The organism is Akkermansia massiliensis, from assembly GCF_018847375.1.
Classification (GTDB): domain Bacteria; phylum Verrucomicrobiota; class Verrucomicrobiia; order Verrucomicrobiales; family Akkermansiaceae; genus Akkermansia; species Akkermansia massiliensis.
The window spans coordinates 1,042,610-1,057,498 of sequence record NZ_CP072036.1; the positions used below are offsets into that span (position 1 = coordinate 1,042,610).

Annotated in this window: 16 protein-coding genes; 6 read left to right on the forward strand and 10 right to left on the reverse strand. The window is 48.9% G+C overall.

The genetic code is table 11. The features are described from left to right. Nucleotides 1-29 precede the first annotated feature (29 nt). On the reverse strand, nucleotides 30-1,325 hold the full coding sequence (locus J5W70_RS04380) for a phosphoadenosine phosphosulfate reductase (protein WP_022396439.1): 1,296 nt from the start codon (nucleotides 1,323-1,325) through the stop codon (nucleotides 30-32). Beyond that, nucleotides 1,322-1,531: a hypothetical protein gene (locus tag J5W70_RS04385; RefSeq protein ID WP_022396440.1), complete on the reverse strand. Its 210-nt coding sequence runs from the start codon at nucleotides 1,529-1,531 to the stop codon at nucleotides 1,322-1,324. The genes J5W70_RS04380 and J5W70_RS04385 overlap by 4 nt, the downstream gene beginning before the upstream one ends. Before the next feature lie 839 nt (nucleotides 1,532-2,370). Here J5W70_RS04385 and J5W70_RS04390 point away from each other — a divergent pair. The 4 genes from J5W70_RS04390 to J5W70_RS04405 all read left to right on the forward strand — a co-directional run bounded on the left by J5W70_RS04390 (nucleotide 2,371) and on the right by J5W70_RS04405 (nucleotide 8,276). Continuing rightward, complete coding sequence (locus tag J5W70_RS04390) at nucleotides 2,371-3,663, forward strand: tyrosine-type recombinase/integrase (protein ID WP_022397191.1); 1,293 nt, start codon at nucleotides 2,371-2,373, stop codon at nucleotides 3,661-3,663. 9 nt (nucleotides 3,664-3,672) lie between these two features. Further along, on the forward strand, nucleotides 3,673-4,875 hold the full coding sequence (locus J5W70_RS04395; RefSeq protein WP_022397192.1) for a hypothetical protein: 1,203 nt from the start codon (nucleotides 3,673-3,675) through the stop codon (nucleotides 4,873-4,875). Between the two features lie 810 nt (nucleotides 4,876-5,685). Next, nucleotides 5,686-6,807 carry a toprim domain-containing protein gene (locus J5W70_RS04400; protein WP_022397193.1) on the forward strand — a complete coding sequence of 374 codons (1,122 nt, stop codon included), beginning with the start codon at nucleotides 5,686-5,688 and terminating at the stop codon, nucleotides 6,805-6,807. A gap of 2 nt (nucleotides 6,808-6,809) precedes the next feature. Further along, nucleotides 6,810-8,276, forward strand: coding sequence for a DUF3987 domain-containing protein (locus J5W70_RS04405; RefSeq protein WP_022397194.1), 1,467 nt, complete (start codon nucleotides 6,810-6,812; stop codon nucleotides 8,274-8,276). A gap of 236 nt (nucleotides 8,277-8,512) precedes the next feature. Here the strand turns inward: J5W70_RS04405 and J5W70_RS04410 are convergent, their stop codons facing one another. From J5W70_RS04410 to J5W70_RS04435, 7 genes are all read right to left on the reverse strand, one after another. Next, entirely contained in the window at nucleotides 8,513-9,289 is a 777-nt protein-coding gene (locus J5W70_RS04410) for a type IV toxin-antitoxin system AbiEi family antitoxin domain-containing protein (RefSeq protein WP_022397195.1), read from the reverse strand. After that, on the reverse strand, nucleotides 9,289-10,212 hold the full coding sequence (locus J5W70_RS04415) for a hypothetical protein (RefSeq protein ID WP_022397196.1): 924 nt from the start codon (nucleotides 10,210-10,212) through the stop codon (nucleotides 9,289-9,291). The genes J5W70_RS04410 and J5W70_RS04415 overlap by 1 nt, the downstream gene beginning before the upstream one ends. Before the next feature lie 132 nt (nucleotides 10,213-10,344). Then, nucleotides 10,345-10,476 carry a hypothetical protein gene (locus J5W70_RS12760; RefSeq protein WP_257228270.1) on the reverse strand — a complete coding sequence of 44 codons (132 nt, stop codon included), beginning with the start codon at nucleotides 10,474-10,476 and terminating at the stop codon, nucleotides 10,345-10,347. Further along, entirely contained in the window at nucleotides 10,463-10,831 is a 369-nt protein-coding gene (locus J5W70_RS04420) for a hypothetical protein (protein ID WP_146021381.1), read from the reverse strand. The genes J5W70_RS12760 and J5W70_RS04420 overlap by 14 nt, the downstream gene beginning before the upstream one ends. Before the next feature lie 131 nt (nucleotides 10,832-10,962). Further along, nucleotides 10,963-11,133, reverse strand: coding sequence for a hypothetical protein (locus tag J5W70_RS04425; protein WP_180973732.1), 171 nt, complete (start codon nucleotides 11,131-11,133; stop codon nucleotides 10,963-10,965). Then, complete coding sequence (locus tag J5W70_RS04430) at nucleotides 11,130-11,462, reverse strand: hypothetical protein (RefSeq protein WP_146020047.1); 333 nt, start codon at nucleotides 11,460-11,462, stop codon at nucleotides 11,130-11,132. The genes J5W70_RS04425 and J5W70_RS04430 overlap by 4 nt, the downstream gene beginning before the upstream one ends. 12 nt (nucleotides 11,463-11,474) lie before the next feature. Then, entirely contained in the window at nucleotides 11,475-12,080 is a 606-nt protein-coding gene (locus J5W70_RS04435) for a DUF932 domain-containing protein (protein WP_180973733.1), read from the reverse strand. A gap of 216 nt (nucleotides 12,081-12,296) precedes the next feature. Between J5W70_RS04435 and J5W70_RS04440 the strand changes: the two genes are divergently transcribed. Further along, the gene (locus J5W70_RS04440) at nucleotides 12,297-13,283 is read left to right on the forward strand and encodes a hypothetical protein (RefSeq protein WP_146020179.1); all 987 of its coding nucleotides are present in this window, start codon (nucleotides 12,297-12,299) and stop codon (nucleotides 13,281-13,283) included. Then, nucleotides 13,268-14,089 carry a hypothetical protein gene (locus J5W70_RS04445; RefSeq protein ID WP_102731911.1) on the forward strand — a complete coding sequence of 274 codons (822 nt, stop codon included), beginning with the start codon at nucleotides 13,268-13,270 and terminating at the stop codon, nucleotides 14,087-14,089. The genes J5W70_RS04440 and J5W70_RS04445 overlap by 16 nt, the downstream gene beginning before the upstream one ends. 449 nt (nucleotides 14,090-14,538) lie before the next feature. Here the strand turns inward: J5W70_RS04445 and J5W70_RS04450 are convergent, their stop codons facing one another. Next, the gene (locus tag J5W70_RS04450; RefSeq protein WP_180973734.1) at nucleotides 14,539-14,691 is read right to left on the reverse strand and encodes a hypothetical protein; all 153 of its coding nucleotides are present in this window, start codon (nucleotides 14,689-14,691) and stop codon (nucleotides 14,539-14,541) included. Between the last annotated feature and the right edge of the window lie 198 nt (nucleotides 14,692-14,889).

A 14,889-nucleotide genomic window follows, 5' to 3' on the forward strand; every position in this document is an offset into this window, starting at 1 on the left:
TGATAAACGGGGGATTGATAGGGGGGGGTTCATGAAATGTTGCGGTATTTGTTGACGGCGGCACGGCGCCGGGCAATCGCTCCCTTGGTTGGACTGAATCCGGCATATCTGCAGAAATAGTCATTTTTCATGATGCAGATGCACATGCGCTTGTAAGAGGGCACCTGCCGGAAATTGCTGACGGGCATGTCGTCGGGATAACCCATGAATTGAACGATATCGCGTCCATCGTAGCGGCCCGATTTTCCCGTCACGGCAGCCAGCGGGTAGGCCGCCAGCACTTCATCGGCGGTTCCGGGATCGACGGTTCCCCCCTGCATCCAGTACCTTTTGGATTTTTCCAGGATGTTGTTGTAGTGGGCCGCCGTCCTCGCATCCATCGTGGAAAGCAGGAATTCATAATACGATTTCCAGGTATGGCCGGGCGGCAGCTTGATGGTTTTCCAGCCCATGGCCGTCGTGCCTCCGTACAGGCCCGTAAAATTGACGCCGTTGACCCGGCCGATCATGCGCGCCCAGTTGGAGGGATCGATCACTTTGTAGAGCTTCAGGCTTTCCTGGGCACAGTCGTTGAACGGGCTTGCCACCCGCATCTGCCCGGCAGTAAGGCCCGCCTGGTACAAGAGGTCATAAAGACGGTTGTAGTCAAAACCAAAGCGGGCGGTGGCCGTCCAAATATCGCTGACGCGCCAGTCGTAAAGAGGGTAAACGTTGGCCGTCACGGCACTGGTCTGCGTAATCCACTTCCTGCCCTCGTAGGATCTCCTTTTTTTGCCGCGTGCCACGGCCGCGTACCTGTTGAGGCTTTCATCCGCCCGCAGCCCCACCATGACGGCGGTGGTGCCGCGCTTTTTGGCAAAATGGCGCGAGAGTTTGTCCTGGAATTCGTAGTCCACCATGCCGTGCCGGAACGGAACGTCCAGATTCCCTTCGTGAACCACATAGGGATTTTCCGGCATGGCCCGCACCCACAGTTTTTTTTTGGCGGCGTCCCACGGCGTCCAGTAAGGTTCCCCCAGGGCGCATGCCGACTGGGCCTTGATCGGCACGCAGTACCACATTTTACGAATGCCTGGGAACTGTTCCAGGAACGTCCGGGTCACATACTCGGTCGTCATCTGGTACTGGGCCTCATAATCAAGGTGGTACATGGTCAGCTTGTCCAGCAGACCATGTTCGTTGGCGTAATCGTAGCACAGATTGAGCATGACGCCGCTGTCCTTGCCGCCCGAGAAGGCCACCAGAACATTATCAAACTCCTGGAAGCAATAGGCTATGCGCTCCAGGGCCGCTTCATAGACGTTTTTGTCCAGGTAGGTTTTCACAATTCTTCCAGAGCCTTTCTTCCGTCACCCATCGTCAATTCCCTGCCGGGCGGAAATACGCCGGCACGGATACTATTGACGGAGGACATGTACTTTTTATGAAGTTCTTTTAGTGGCTTGCAGTCGATAGGGATATCCCATGCTTTTCCAAACAGGGCTGCAACGCCTTTATGCCCGCATAAGTAAATAACATCATGTTTTTCCATGTTTTAAAATACGCAGTAGGTGATTGTTCGCTGTTTTCCTGCAACAACGCCAACCTACTCAATTATTATAGCAGGTCAATGCTTTTACTGCAATTATTTCAGTAATTTTATTTCCATTCGACTTCTTCTCAAAATACCTATGCTTTTTAGCGAGTAACGCCATTCCCGACGTTCCGCGCCCATGACGGCATGGCCACCTTCTCTTTTCCGGAGCGTCCGCATCATTTTCAGCATCAATGTTCCGCTATGGGAATCACGGCCCTGAGCCTGGGGATGCAGGAGCAATTACATCCTTGGGCGTCACGTTGAATGGACAAATTCTGCGATGACGGCGTTATGCCCGGTCTCTCGTCACGAACGTTTTTCCCAAGCGCCATCCTGCGTCCGCATTTTTCAGATTGGCGAGGCAGCCTGCTGTTCCCTATTGAAGGAAAGATATCTGGCCTTTCTTTTTCAAAAGCCAGGAAGCCTGGCGGAATACGGCTCTGCCAGTCACGCTTTGAGCAAGTTGCCAAGTTCGCCTTCAGCGTTTCATGATGCCCTCCGGCACGCCAATTTCATGCCAAGACGGAATCAAAATCATGCTTCACTATGATTCACGGCCGATTTCGCATGAATTCCGCCTTTTTCACCCTGAACCGGGCAAAAAACAACCCTCACAATCAGTTGAACTTGTGAGGGTTAGAAAATTAATGGCTCCCCCGGTTGGGCTCGAACCAACGACCTAGTGATTAACAGTCATTCCGAATCGCTTATTCTGTAAGAATTTATTGCCAATGGTCAGAAAAAAGTCAGAAAAAGAGATTCCTTTATGATCCGTTTTGGGTACTGTAATGAGCATGGGAAAGGTCTCGTCATACAAAACAGGTGACATTGCACAGAATATCTATGAGCGAGTAAAAATCCAGATTCCGGGCATCTACATCCTCCACCAACCCAAAAGGAAGAGCCCATGGTATATCCAGATCAAACGGGATCTTCCTGCCGGGGTGAAGAAGAATCATTTTTATCGTACTGTGGATGAAGCCATTGAAGCATACAATCGATTCGCAGATATCGTCGTCAGGCAAGAAGCAGAATTTTTGCTGACTCCAACAGAAAGACAAGCAATTCGCCTTTGGCGCAGACACCGGGAGAAGCGCATGCAGGAAGGTAAGAAATCACAGACGCTGGAGGAGGCTATTCGGTACGCTATGGATGCGGAACATAAACAGGATATAGCCCGGCGAACGATTGAAGACCTGTTCCACGAATATAGCCTTTATAAAGAAAAAGAAGCTGAAACCAGAAAGGCCGATACCGCCGTCAAGCAATGCAGGCGCAACCTGGCCGATACGAAAAGGACGTTGGATTTGTCTGACGCTATTTACATTGATGAACTTGGTTCCGTAGAAGCTCTTGAAGAAGTCGAATCTCTCCTGCGTGATACTGTGGTTGGCAGAGATGGAGGCCTTCCGTCTCAAACGACCATCAAACATTACCGAACAGCCCTGAATACATTCCTGAATTGGTGCGAAAAGCGGGCCTATATCGCGAGGAACCCGATAGTCCTGCTTCCCCCTATTCAGGCAGAAGAACCTACCCGGGAATCCTATGCTCCACAAGAACTCTCATCCCTGCTTCACACAGCCATCGGTGTATGTCCCAAAGCCATTCCCTGGTTGATAACGGCAGCATTTATGGGAGTTCGCCCTAGAGAATTGACTCGTTTGACATGGAGAGAAATAGGGCAAGCCCTTGGAAACGGTTTCCTGAAAATAGAGCATGTTAAATCAAAGACTGGCCAAGACCGGCTTATCCCCGTTAATGAAGCATTCCGTGCCTGGATGACATGGTGGCTTCAGAAAAAAGGCAAACAATCGGGCTACCTGCTGGCGGGGGATACGAGAGAGCAACGGGAATGGAATCAGGGCCGGGATATCATGGCGTTAAAAGAAGCAGGCATTGAATGGAAAAAAGATGGGCTACGGCATTCTTACGGAACCTACATGTGTGCCATTGAACCGAATACTTCAGTTGTTGCCAAAGCCATGGGCAACAGCGTGGAGATTTTGCTTAAGCACTATGTCCAAGCGAGAACAGACAAGGAGGGAGAAGGCTATTTTGCTATTCGGCCCCAAAATCAACAATAGAAGCTATTCATGAGTGACAACGATACAAGGCCATCACTAGAATCGATCTTATTTCCTTGCCCAGAACAGAACGGCGGAGGGAGATTAAGACTAAGAGAATGTGATGTGGTAATGGGGCAAAGCTCCGGCAGGATTGAATTGCTTTATAATCATAACCTTAACATCCAAGCCAAGTTCGAAGATTCTTCGACTCGACAGTCTCCTCAAAAAGGAAAGCGTATCCTCAAAGTATCAATACCTTCTATCTCATCACATCAACTTGTTGTACACATCTGTTGCCGTCATTATACTCGTATTCAAAGAAGCAAAAAACCGAGCCGTTTGCCTTCTGAAATAAAATCTCCTCCAGGAACACTTGAATTTATTTTCCATAAAAGCGATAATGGCAGATACGATATTAAAGTTCGATTTATAGATGCAAGTGTTTTCAAGCAAGATCCTATTTATTTTTGGTATGGCGAAGCATACAATTTATATTCAATGGGTATTTGGTCACCTCGTCATGGTTGGAACAATGCCTTTCTAGAATATGTATGGAGCCATGCAGAATTGTTCGGTATGCGCCCAGAATCGGTATATCGACGTCAACTATATGATCAAGAAGGATATGAGCCAGATGAAGCTGATCTAGCTATTAATAACTGGTTGCAGCTTGAAAATCTACATCAACAGACGATCAAACTACAACATGAACACGAGATAGCTTCCGATATTTTGTCTGACACTCTTTTCTGGCTAATGTTAAAGTACTGCAAAGAGCCACTTGATAAAGAGATAAAAGATATAAGGCAAATGATCAAAGGTCTTAGTCCAAGAAAACCTATATCCCCTGTATGGGAATATTCCATAAAGGAATTTATTGTATTTAATAAATTTGATTCTGAATCGTTCTTAAAGAGAATCCCGTGGTTTGCTCCTTGGACTTATATTCAAAAATGGCATGAAATAAGTCGTCCAGGGTTGAGGTGGCTTCTGGATCGAATTAAGGAAGTAATGTCAGTGTATATGGATTACCCTCTACGTCCGAAACAAATGGAGAATATGGAAAAGATTCTTACATTTTTACACAATCACACTCAAATGAATCCCTCTGAGAAAAAAATCACAATCCCATGGCCTCGTGCAGGAGATATAGGGGGAACTCCACGTTCCCTGACGGATGCGGGAATGGGCTGGCTTGTGTGTGGACGAGGTAAGCGCGCAACATGCTAGTTCCAGAGCATGCTTCGGGATATCTACAATAGTCCTGATCTGCTTACTTCCATTATAACGCTTGTGCCATTTTATCAGATCGGATTTTTTGGTACTTTTCCAAGCAGGCAAGTTCGGTTGTTTTCGGAGCACTTCTCACTGATCTCCTCCGCCAGTAGGACGAATCCTATCCAAGCACCGAGAAAATGTGGTGTCGATTCCCGCGTGACTACCTGAGAGATTACAGTATGACAAAATCAGCATATTCATCACAAGTATTTCATAATGTTCATTATACGTAATTAAACGCATATTCTATTAATACATCCCATTATGTTCACTTTTTGCTCAGAAATCGAGGATATTCCTCGCTGTAAAAGGCCTAATAAACCCTACTATTTCTTAATTAAACGCAATATATAAACATTGCAAACGTCTTATTATTAGCAGTATATGACGTGTTGACATTCTGCAGAGAAAATTCAATTCTCCGCACATGTCACCGACAAAACCACAGAGACAACTTCGAGATTTGGGCGGCATTGCCCATATCATGGATAGGGCCGAACTGGCTCAACACTTGAAGATCTCGACCAAGAAGGTAGACGAACTCGTAAAATGCGGACTTCCCTACTTTTTGGTCCAGAACAACCGCCGTGGTGGAATCAAAAGGTTCCGCCTTTTGGATGTCCACGCATGGCTTGACCGCCAAACCGAATTGGCAAAATAAGAAACCCCGCCCGCGCATGCTGCGATCAGGCGGAGTTCCAAGGATGGGTATCCTCGAATATCCTACCAAATCACAGCTGCCGGGCAACCACAAAGAACACAATGTTTATTGACTATCAAAACATCAAGAAAGACCTGACAGCATTCAACGCTACCTTGGCTCACATCTATAAAGAAAGAGGGCGTAGTCTGTACCTCAACGAACTCTATAGTAATCACCCAGGGCATCAGCAGACCGTTTGTTGTCCCATTCATAACGATCATAATCCATCCTGCTCTTTCAGCGTCACGGAGGACGGAACTATTCTGTTCAACTGCTTTGCTTGCGATGCAGCAGGAACAATTTTCGACCTGGTGTGCGCTCACAAGCAATGGACGATGCAGGAGAATTATTCCGACATCATCCATTTCATCAAGGAAAGTATGCAGTCGGATAACGATTTCTCCGCAATTCCTGAGTTACAACCCGCAGTTAAGGCTGTCATATCCAAGGAAACACAGCCTCTAACCAATATTGAGGAAATGGGATGTGAAAGCCTTCGTATGGCTATTTTCCTAGAACACCTCAAGGTCCAGCGAATGGCGCTTATTCTTGGTTTTGCTGAAGAAACCCTGATGTACATGGCCGCCAGGCCATGGTATGCGTTAGGCTTAAGCCCGGAAGGAGGGCTTTGCTTCCTCTATACAGACGAGAATGGAAAGTATATCGGGGTCAAAGCTCGCTTGAAAGAACCCTGGGCCACCCGATTTGGATTCAGTATGAATGGGAATCCTTACACCATTCCCGGTCCTACTGACAGCCCTTTCATGAAAGTTTGCGGGACAGTAACCATGTGGGGCATTCATGCCATCCCTGGGTCTACCCACTGCATTATTACGGAGGGAGAAACCGATGCCATCGCTGCCATGGATGCCATTCTTCACTCGGGCATGCCTGAAAAAGAGTTCCCTGCTATCGTCTCCATTAACGGTGTGAAGAGTTTTAATCCTGAACGGGCGGAATATTTTCGAGGTAAGCATGTCCTTTTGGCCTTTGATGCAGACGAGGCAGGAGAAGAAGGGAAAGCCAAGGCGACGAGTCTCCTGGCAGGTATTGCCGCTTCTGTTCACGCTTTAATATTGCCCAACGGTAAAAAGGATGTTCGAGAGGCCAATATAAGCCACCAGAACTATTTGATCGGGGAGATTCTTTCTTTCACGGCTATCGGAAAGGAGGTCATCTGATCATGCAACAGCTCATTCCGCCCTGTGAACCACAGCGACCCGATATTTCGTTCCCAACGGAACTATTGCCGGAAGTTCTGAAAAGAACCGTACAAAATGTTGTCGAGGCCTTTCGAGTACCGGAAAACATTGTAGGAGTTCAGGTTCTTGGCCTGCTCTCGGGATGTCTCGGGAAAGTCTACTCCCTGCAATTCAACGGAAACAGGGTCCGATCCAATCTGTTTTTACTGATTGTTGAAGGCTCTGGAGTAGGGAAATCGCGTCCTATGGATTACCTGAGAAAAGTCATCACAGAAATAGAAACAGCCAGGGAGTATTCCCTGGCGACACAAAAATCTCTGTGGAAACGGGAAAAAAAGAGGCTCGATGAACAATACCGCAAACTGGGGGACTCAATGCCACGACCATCTCCGGATTTACAGGAAGAGGCAATGCAAGAAAGAGCCGACCTGTTACTCAAAATTCATTCTCTGGAGCGGCGGCTTGCCTGCCATGGTGATATTACCATTGAAGACATTACCCCGGAGGCTTTAGTCCAAAAATTATCCGATTCACCAGACCAATCCTTATTGTCAGCTTCATCCGAAGCTCGTGAACAAGTCAAGAAAGTCATGGTGGGGTATGGCGGTAACAATCTGTCAGGAGAAAAACCATATCTGGCCGGCTTCAGCGGCGATGCGATCAAAACAGACCGTATCGGGCGATCTGGAGACCGGGTCAACAGTCCATGTCTTGCCCTGGTATGGGCAACCCAATATGACTCCAGGGAACAAGTCCTGGGGGATAAAGGAATGCTTCAATCCGGTTTCATGGCCCGTTGCCTGGTCTCATCAAGCTTTCGGGACCTGGAACGGGGGCAAATCGTTACCTATGAACCAGACAAAAATCCGGACCCCGACCTTAACGGATGGAACGCCCTGATCAAAAATATTTTAGCCCGTCGACCCATAATGATTGATGAATCGGATACGATTTCTTTTGTAGAAGCTAAAGTAGATAACCCAGAACTGGTACTAAATGCAATTTGTAATCTGAAAGCCCTGTGTGTGACGTATCATGCTGAAGTAGAACATGAGGCGCGAATCATGGAAATAGCTTACCGCTTGTTGCTTGTGTTGGCTGTGGCAGATCACCCGGATCAACCTGTCGTAACAATCGACCATGCTCGTTGTGTTCGTGAACTTGTCAGACACTTTCTCTCATGCAGTAGCCGTTTGACAGGAGACTCCTTCCATGACCGGCTACGTACATTACTGGGATACATTTACAAGGAGGCTCAGAAGAAAAACTGGCCTTTGAATGGAAAGGCTCCCATACGCAGCGGACAGATTACACGCTCACGCAAGGTTAAACTCGACGACATCAAGGAAATGGCCCGTTTGTTCCCAGGTGACTTGCGCATCGAAGAAACGGATCGTTGCGATTCCTTTCTGGTGTACCTCCTCCAGAAGGAACTCCGGGGTTGTTGAAACGGAAAAATATGACATAACAAGCTATGAATGAATAACTACAATACTCCGTTTACTACAAGGGAGATACCATCTATTATATTATTTCATATACTAAATATGAATTTATCCAGGTTCCCCCTTCGTAGTTCAGGGAGTTCTGTAGTTATTCATTATCAATAATCAAGAAAGACAGCAATATTTCTGAAGGTTGGACGGTGTTTCTTAAAAAACGCCGTCCAACCTTCCATTTACATTCAGGAAAGCCCGAAAGGCATATAACGGGGGAACTCCCGTTCCAGCTCTTCCGGCACCGTGATCCTGAAATCAGGAACGTACATTCCCGGTGTGTGCAGAGAATATATGCTGTTCGACAGGGCTTTCCGGACAACCGAGTCCCGGGTACAAGCCCATGCCCAATCCCGCGACACCTTGGAGGCAAGGTAGAAGAACCAGCGCTTGACCTTTTCCCTCTGGCAGCATTCCAGGACCTGCCCCAGATCATCCATGTCCATTTCTTCCAGTTGCTCCATGGCCCGGATGATGATACGGCAATCATCAAGATTCCTGATCATGTCAATGCTCTCAAGCAATGCCCGGGCGGGAGTAGACCAGTACAGTCCGTCACGTTCGATGATACCGCAGCATTCATCAAAAAAGTATTCGTCGTTGAATATTCTGTATGGAACTGTATGAATCCGCCCCGAAAAATTAAAAACATCTGGATATTTTCCCGTTTCCCGGCGATCAAACAATTGTATTCGTTCCGGTTCGGGAGCTCCGAGCAGAAGGTGCAGAATGGTCCGTCCACCTATGTGGCCGCTCTGCGATTCTTTCTGGAATGTTTTCAGCGCTTCATACAGACAGAGAGGAACGTGACGAGCCCAAACTCCGTACCCGCAATGGACAAGAACACCTTCTTTCCCGGCACGGGTCAGATCCTGGTTGGTAAAGCCTCGCTGCCTGAGTTCCTTCGTCGTCATCACGGCATTGACAGGCAGCTGGTTCATTTTCTGCATTTTCGTCATCTTCATTATTGTTCGTGGTTGGAGGTGAGGGGAACCGGTTCCCGGGGGATGTCGTTCATGTTGCGGTTCAGGGATTCCACTTTGTTCCGGGCAAGTTGTTCCAGCTCCTGCTTCATCGTATCCCCGAGGCTGATCAGTTGACCAAATCCATCGGGCTTGACCTGATGCGCTGCATTGACGGCGACCTGTCTGATGACAGGACCCAGGGGATGCCGGGAGCTGTTGGCTATGCCCATTCCGGTTGCCATGGCGGCCCGCTCCAGCATGTCCCGGCAGATCCGGTCTGTTTTCTCGGCATTGTTTCCCTGGGCATAGGGGCTGGCCATTTGCAGCCCGGCAAGGAAGGCCGTCTGCCTGACGGTACTGTTGAATCCAGTCCGGAGAAGCAATTCCCTGTTGCCCGCTGCGTCGAAATAATCTGGACGCAGTTCGTCGATTCTTCCATTGGGGTAGACAATGCCGGAGAGGTAAGTTTGTTCATCCCGGCGATCCCTGACGTTGAAGAAGAGTTCTTCGTGAGCACGAATAACCTCCTGTGGAATTCCGCTGATCCGACTGATTTCGTCGTAATTACATCCGTCATTCAGGAGGAGGGCGTGAATAAGATTGCATGCCCCTGCTGCCATCTCGCCTGAAAGAGCGATGGCTTCCATCAGGACGGCATTGTTTTCTTTACCCATGAGGAGTTTGATTGTTCTGCGTATTGTCTGTTCCTTGAACCAGGCTGGCGGCATGATTTCTTCCCGGGCATATGACTTGGCGATGATCCACCCGGCATCGGGACGTCCCAGCAAGGTCTGAATCCTCCTGATTCTATTCGCCATCGCCAAAGGGATAACCCGAAGAACAGAGTCGTCATGATCCGGGGAAAGCCATGTATCGGGATGAGGGACCAGTGGGGCGATTCTTTCGATGATTGCGCGTTTCATGAAGGAATTTTAAATTCAGCGCCTGCAAAAAGCAACACATTGATATTCAGATTGAAAACAAAGGATTTTTCATGACTGACAGCTAAAAAACAGCTCTCCTTCATGATGAAGAAGAGCTGCTGAATGGAGGCCTTATCCGTCCTTGGCTTCCAGCGTCCTGACAATGGCCTGAGCCCCTCGTTTGTACACGGTCACGGCCAACAGCTCTCCGTCTTGAAAGACGGCCCAGAAGCGGGTGCCCTTGTACTTTTCAATCGTCAGCATCAGGCAACACCTCCTTTCCGGGATGATGGCGGGACTTGAGCAGATGTCTCAGTACGGCCCCGATATTGGCCTCATACATGTCCCGTGTGTGCTTGTTGCAGGCGACGGCATACAGATACCGGACATCAAGAATGTCGATGGCTTCACCGCAGAGCCGGATGCAGCTTTCAAGGGTAGCCAGCTCCGCCTCCGGAATCGGCGAATCCAGCAGGATGCTTTCGTCGTCGTCCAGAGACTTCTGCTGTTCTTCCGTCAGTTCCGGGAGATTCACCAGAGCCGTCATGGACGGCCCGTGAATCGTCAGCGTGCTCAGCCCCAGCGATGGATCGTTCTGATGACTGCTGCAAAGCGACACTGCCTTCCCGATCCGGGCCAATAGCTCCGTATCCACTTCCAGATACGTCCGTATCGGATCCGCTCGTGGAACGCAGTTGCGCGATGATGGGCATCGTCTTCATGTCTCGTTCTCTTCCTTTCCTGTCGGAGTTACTTGCAGAAGAAGGCGATGACGCCCATGAGCAACAGCACGGCTAGCAGGTACGGTGCTACGGCCACCAGAGCCGACAGGACGCCGACGACAATCGGTCCCAGCAGACACAGCAGTACGAGCGCCACCAGGGCGATCATGATGCCTTTCATGTTCATGACGTGCCTCATGCGGGAATTCTTGTCCGGGATGATCGACGAACCGGAGCGGCAGCGGACACCCATTGCCTGAGCGCCTGCCGTCCGGCATAGGTAATCAGCCAGCAATCGGACCGAAGCAGAAATTCCTCTTCCTTTGTGCGGATGATGAACTCCCGCCCGGCCAGACCTCGGACGGAATGCCTGACGCTTTCCTGCTTGATGCCATGGCATTCCGCCATGATCTCCTTGTCACTGCGTTCAAAGTCGCCGTGAAGGTACAGGAGAATGGACAGCTCCAGTCCGGTCAGGGACGGAGCCCGCCCCAGACGTTTCAACCGTAGATGTTGTTTTCTTCTCATGGTCGTTTCAGATCAGTTGTTCAGGGTATAGCTGTCGGCCAGATCCCAGAGCTCCCGGTTCAGGCGTGTGTTTCCGTCAATGCCATTGAGCGCACGCAGGGAGCGGCGACGATATACGCCGTCCGTCTGCGGTTTTAAAGGAACGCCTCCCCGGATCAGGTTTTCCTGAACCCGGTTGAAGCACTGCCAGACGGTAGCTGGTCCTCCCGCCGTAAAGCCGATGTCGTTCCAGCGCCGGGGCGACAGAAGGGCTTCGGGACGTATTTTGTCTTCGTAGTCGTCTCCCATTCGCAGCTGTGCCGCTTCATGAACGAAGTCCACCTGACGCTTGTAGGGTAGTTCGACTCCCTGCATGCGGTGAATGTCGTCCATGATCCGGGGCGTTTCAGAGGCCAGCCGGAGACTGGCGGCGATCACCTCTTCTCCGGTATGACCCATGTGACGAATGTTGATCGCGGCAATACGCGCCCCGACAATCAGACCGTTGGTACACACCAGCCGGAAGATACCGGCCATGAGCTGGTAGGAGCAGCTGCCGTTGTGACTGTTGATCATGACCACTTCGATGCGCTGCTCACGGTTGCGATAGAGTTCACGAGTGGATGTATGAGTATTCATATTCATTGATGATTGGTTTGTTGCAACAAAAAGGCCGCCTCCCGGAACAAGGCCGGGAGGCGGGCACAGGCAGGAAGCAGAGAAAGCTACTTCCTCAGGGATATATGACGTGAGAAGAGAGTGATTTTCAGGATGTCAGCAACTCTTTGTAAATATATGAATGCAATGATACATATTTTATATGTACAAGAGCATATCCGTGTGTATAATACTGTTATGAGTATGTGGGAACCTTGGCAAAAAATCTGGATCAGGCTGTTCCATGAGTCCCTTCAGATAGAACTTGTTGATGGAGCAAAGCTGCCTTTGTCCCTCATCAAGCGTTTCCAATATGCCTACGCTTCTTGCCGGGGTAACAGGTTTTTGGCCGCTATGGACATGGATGTTGCAACTCCCAATCTTTACAGGCAGAACCTTCAACAGTTGGAAACTCTTTTCAAGCTTCCTGTTGTTTTTTTCCTGACCCGGACCCCGTCTTACCAGCGTAGCCGTATGATCAAGGCTAATGTCCCGTTCATGACCATGGACGGGTACGCGTATATGCCGCAGTTTTACATTCACTTGAAGACATGGGAACAGCATAAAAAAATTGAAAAGGAACCTCGTGAATTTCTCTCTCCCGTGGCTCAAGTCCTTGTGCTACGTCATATTCTTTTCCATGATATTCACGACCAGAATCTGCGACAAATAGGTTCCAGATTACCTTATTCGGCCATGTCGCTCAGTAATGCCAAAAATGAACTCGTCACCCATGGTCTGTGTCATTACGACGGGGTAACCACCAGGGGGCGCTTCAATATGAATCTTCCTGGTAATGTCTTGTGGGAAAAGGTGCTTCCCTTGCTGAGAAGCCCTGTTCAAAAACAACTTCACGTTCGTTTGCTTCCATTTCAGAGACGATTGCCTTTGGCGGGAGAGTCGGCGTTGAGCAGGCAGACTCTCCTTGTTGACGGAAACATCCCTACATATGCTGTGGGCAAACAGTCGATTCGGGAACTCTTTCTTCCCGGAGATCATCCGGAATCCGAACACGAGGAGGCTCAGGCCATCATCCAGCAATGGATGTATCCACCGGAAATACTCATGCAGCCGGGTGGCAAGTGGGTGGATCCTCTTTCGCTTTACCTTTCCCTTCGGGATTCATCGGACGATCGCGTCATTCAGGAACTCAATAAACTGCCCCTCTCATGCTTCGAAAAATAGAACATTTCTGCCACTACTTCGCCGAGTACAGTAATGCCTATGCGCTCATCGGAGGCGCGGCATGTACAGCATGGTACTCCGATCATATTCCTTCCTTTCGAGGGACGGAGGATTTGGACATTGTCCTGATTCTTGAATACATGGATATCCAGTTTACGGAAACGTTCCACGACTATATCAATCGGTCAGGATACAAAATACGTGAACGGATTGACCTCGAACAAGATGGAGTTTCCCGTAAAATCCTGTATCGTTTTTCCGAGCCGGAAGATACGGGAGCCCCTGCTCAGTTGGAGCTTCTCAGCCGCAAGGGAGATGCGCTACATCTGGTTCCCGGGCAACGGATTGTACCAGTAAAAGCACAGGATCAGTATACGGGGCTCTCCTGCATCGTTCTGGATGATACATACTACCATTTCTTCAGAGAGCACATCAGCCGGGACAAAGGCATTCCTCGTCCGACCATTCCCGTTCTCATGATCCTGAAGATAAAAGCTTGTCTGAACCTGTTTCACCAGTGGCAACAGGGAGAAGCACACGGTTCCGACAGTAGTCGGAACAACATCAGAAAGCATCGCAACGATGTCTTCTTCATGCTTTTTGATGTCGTCCAGGAAACGGATGCATTGCATCTTCCGGAAGCAATTCAGGACGATGTTCGAGAGTTCCTGAGAGAATATCAAGCCACCTCTCCCGACTGGCAGGGTATCTTTGATCATTTACGTAAGCGACGAGGATCGGGAGCAACGACAGGGTTGACTTCGGAAGATCTTCTTCATGCCTTGACTGGTCTTTTCTATCTTTGATAAAAAGAGTGTCTCTCCATTCAAGGTGATTAAAAAGAAGGCTCCTCACGGTATCCCTTTACCTTTTACACATTCGGAAGACTCCCTCCTATACTAATCCCTGAAACATTGCATTCTGGATTGTGGATGGAATCGCTCGGAGGTGGCGTCTTCATCGACTAACCCTGTCAAAGCAACGATGCATGACCAGCATGGCTCGTCTATCAGTAAGAGGAGCATTCGAGTAATTTATGATCGTGTCATAGCGACAAAGAGAACACCGCGACGATCTCGCTCCAGATTCGATTTACAAAAAACCAATTGAAGAGATCGGCGAAGTCGCCGACCAATTTGAAATGAGCCGCTCCGAAATTATCCGTCTCTCCTATTCTTTTGGGTTATTGGTCCTCAAAAACTTACTCCGGAAGGGCTTAAAAAAGCCGTTTCCCGATTGCTGACAGAAGAGTAGATCATATAGGCTTCCCTTCCTTTTCGGATTTGGTGAGAACCTTCTCCTCTTCCTGTTCGAGGAGTACTTCTACGAGGGCGGACGCTTTCAGGCCGGTGGCCTTCTTGAGCCATTCCTGCGTCTTCGGTTTCGGGTGGGCTATGATCGTGTTCATTGTTGTAATTCATAACTTATGATTTATTTTCATTACTTTTCGCAACGTTATCAACAAAGAGATTACTTTTTTTATTTCTTGCAAAAAAAAATATTACTTTGTCATAACAGGCACATGAACGAACAATTCCGTGAAGAGCTACGTAAATGCTTGAAGTCAAAGGAATCAGCCGGAAAACTTTGGCCGATGAATCAGGAT

Coding starts and splice junctions, on each gene's coding strand:
- J5W70_RS04385 (WP_022396440.1), bottom strand. CDS start 1,531: ATGGAAAAACATGATGTTATTTACTTATGCGGGCATAAAGGCGTTGCA.
- J5W70_RS04390 (WP_022397191.1), top strand. CDS start 2,371: ATGGGAAAGGTCTCGTCATACAAAACAGGTGACATTGCACAGAATATC.
- J5W70_RS04395 (WP_022397192.1), top strand. CDS start 3,673: ATGAGTGACAACGATACAAGGCCATCACTAGAATCGATCTTATTTCCT.
- J5W70_RS04400 (WP_022397193.1), top strand. CDS start 5,686: ATGTTTATTGACTATCAAAACATCAAGAAAGACCTGACAGCATTCAAC.
- J5W70_RS04405 (WP_022397194.1), top strand. CDS start 6,810: ATGCAACAGCTCATTCCGCCCTGTGAACCACAGCGACCCGATATTTCG.
- J5W70_RS04410 (WP_022397195.1), bottom strand. CDS start 9,289: ATGAAGATGACGAAAATGCAGAAAATGAACCAGCTGCCTGTCAATGCC.
- J5W70_RS04415 (WP_022397196.1), bottom strand. CDS start 10,212: ATGAAACGCGCAATCATCGAAAGAATCGCCCCACTGGTCCCTCATCCC.
- J5W70_RS12760 (WP_257228270.1), bottom strand. CDS start 10,476: ATGCTGACGATTGAAAAGTACAAGGGCACCCGCTTCTGGGCCGTCTTT.
- J5W70_RS04425 (WP_180973732.1), bottom strand. CDS start 11,133: ATGAGGCACGTCATGAACATGAAAGGCATCATGATCGCCCTGGTGGCG.
- J5W70_RS04430 (WP_146020047.1), bottom strand. CDS start 11,462: ATGAGAAGAAAACAACATCTACGGTTGAAACGTCTGGGGCGGGCTCCG.
- J5W70_RS04435 (WP_180973733.1), bottom strand. CDS start 12,080: ATGAATACTCATACATCCACTCGTGAACTCTATCGCAACCGTGAGCAG.
- J5W70_RS04440 (WP_146020179.1), top strand. CDS start 12,297: ATGAGTATGTGGGAACCTTGGCAAAAAATCTGGATCAGGCTGTTCCAT.
- J5W70_RS04445 (WP_102731911.1), top strand. CDS start 13,268: ATGCTTCGAAAAATAGAACATTTCTGCCACTACTTCGCCGAGTACAGT.
- J5W70_RS04450 (WP_180973734.1), bottom strand. CDS start 14,691: ATGAACACGATCATAGCCCACCCGAAACCGAAGACGCAGGAATGGCTC.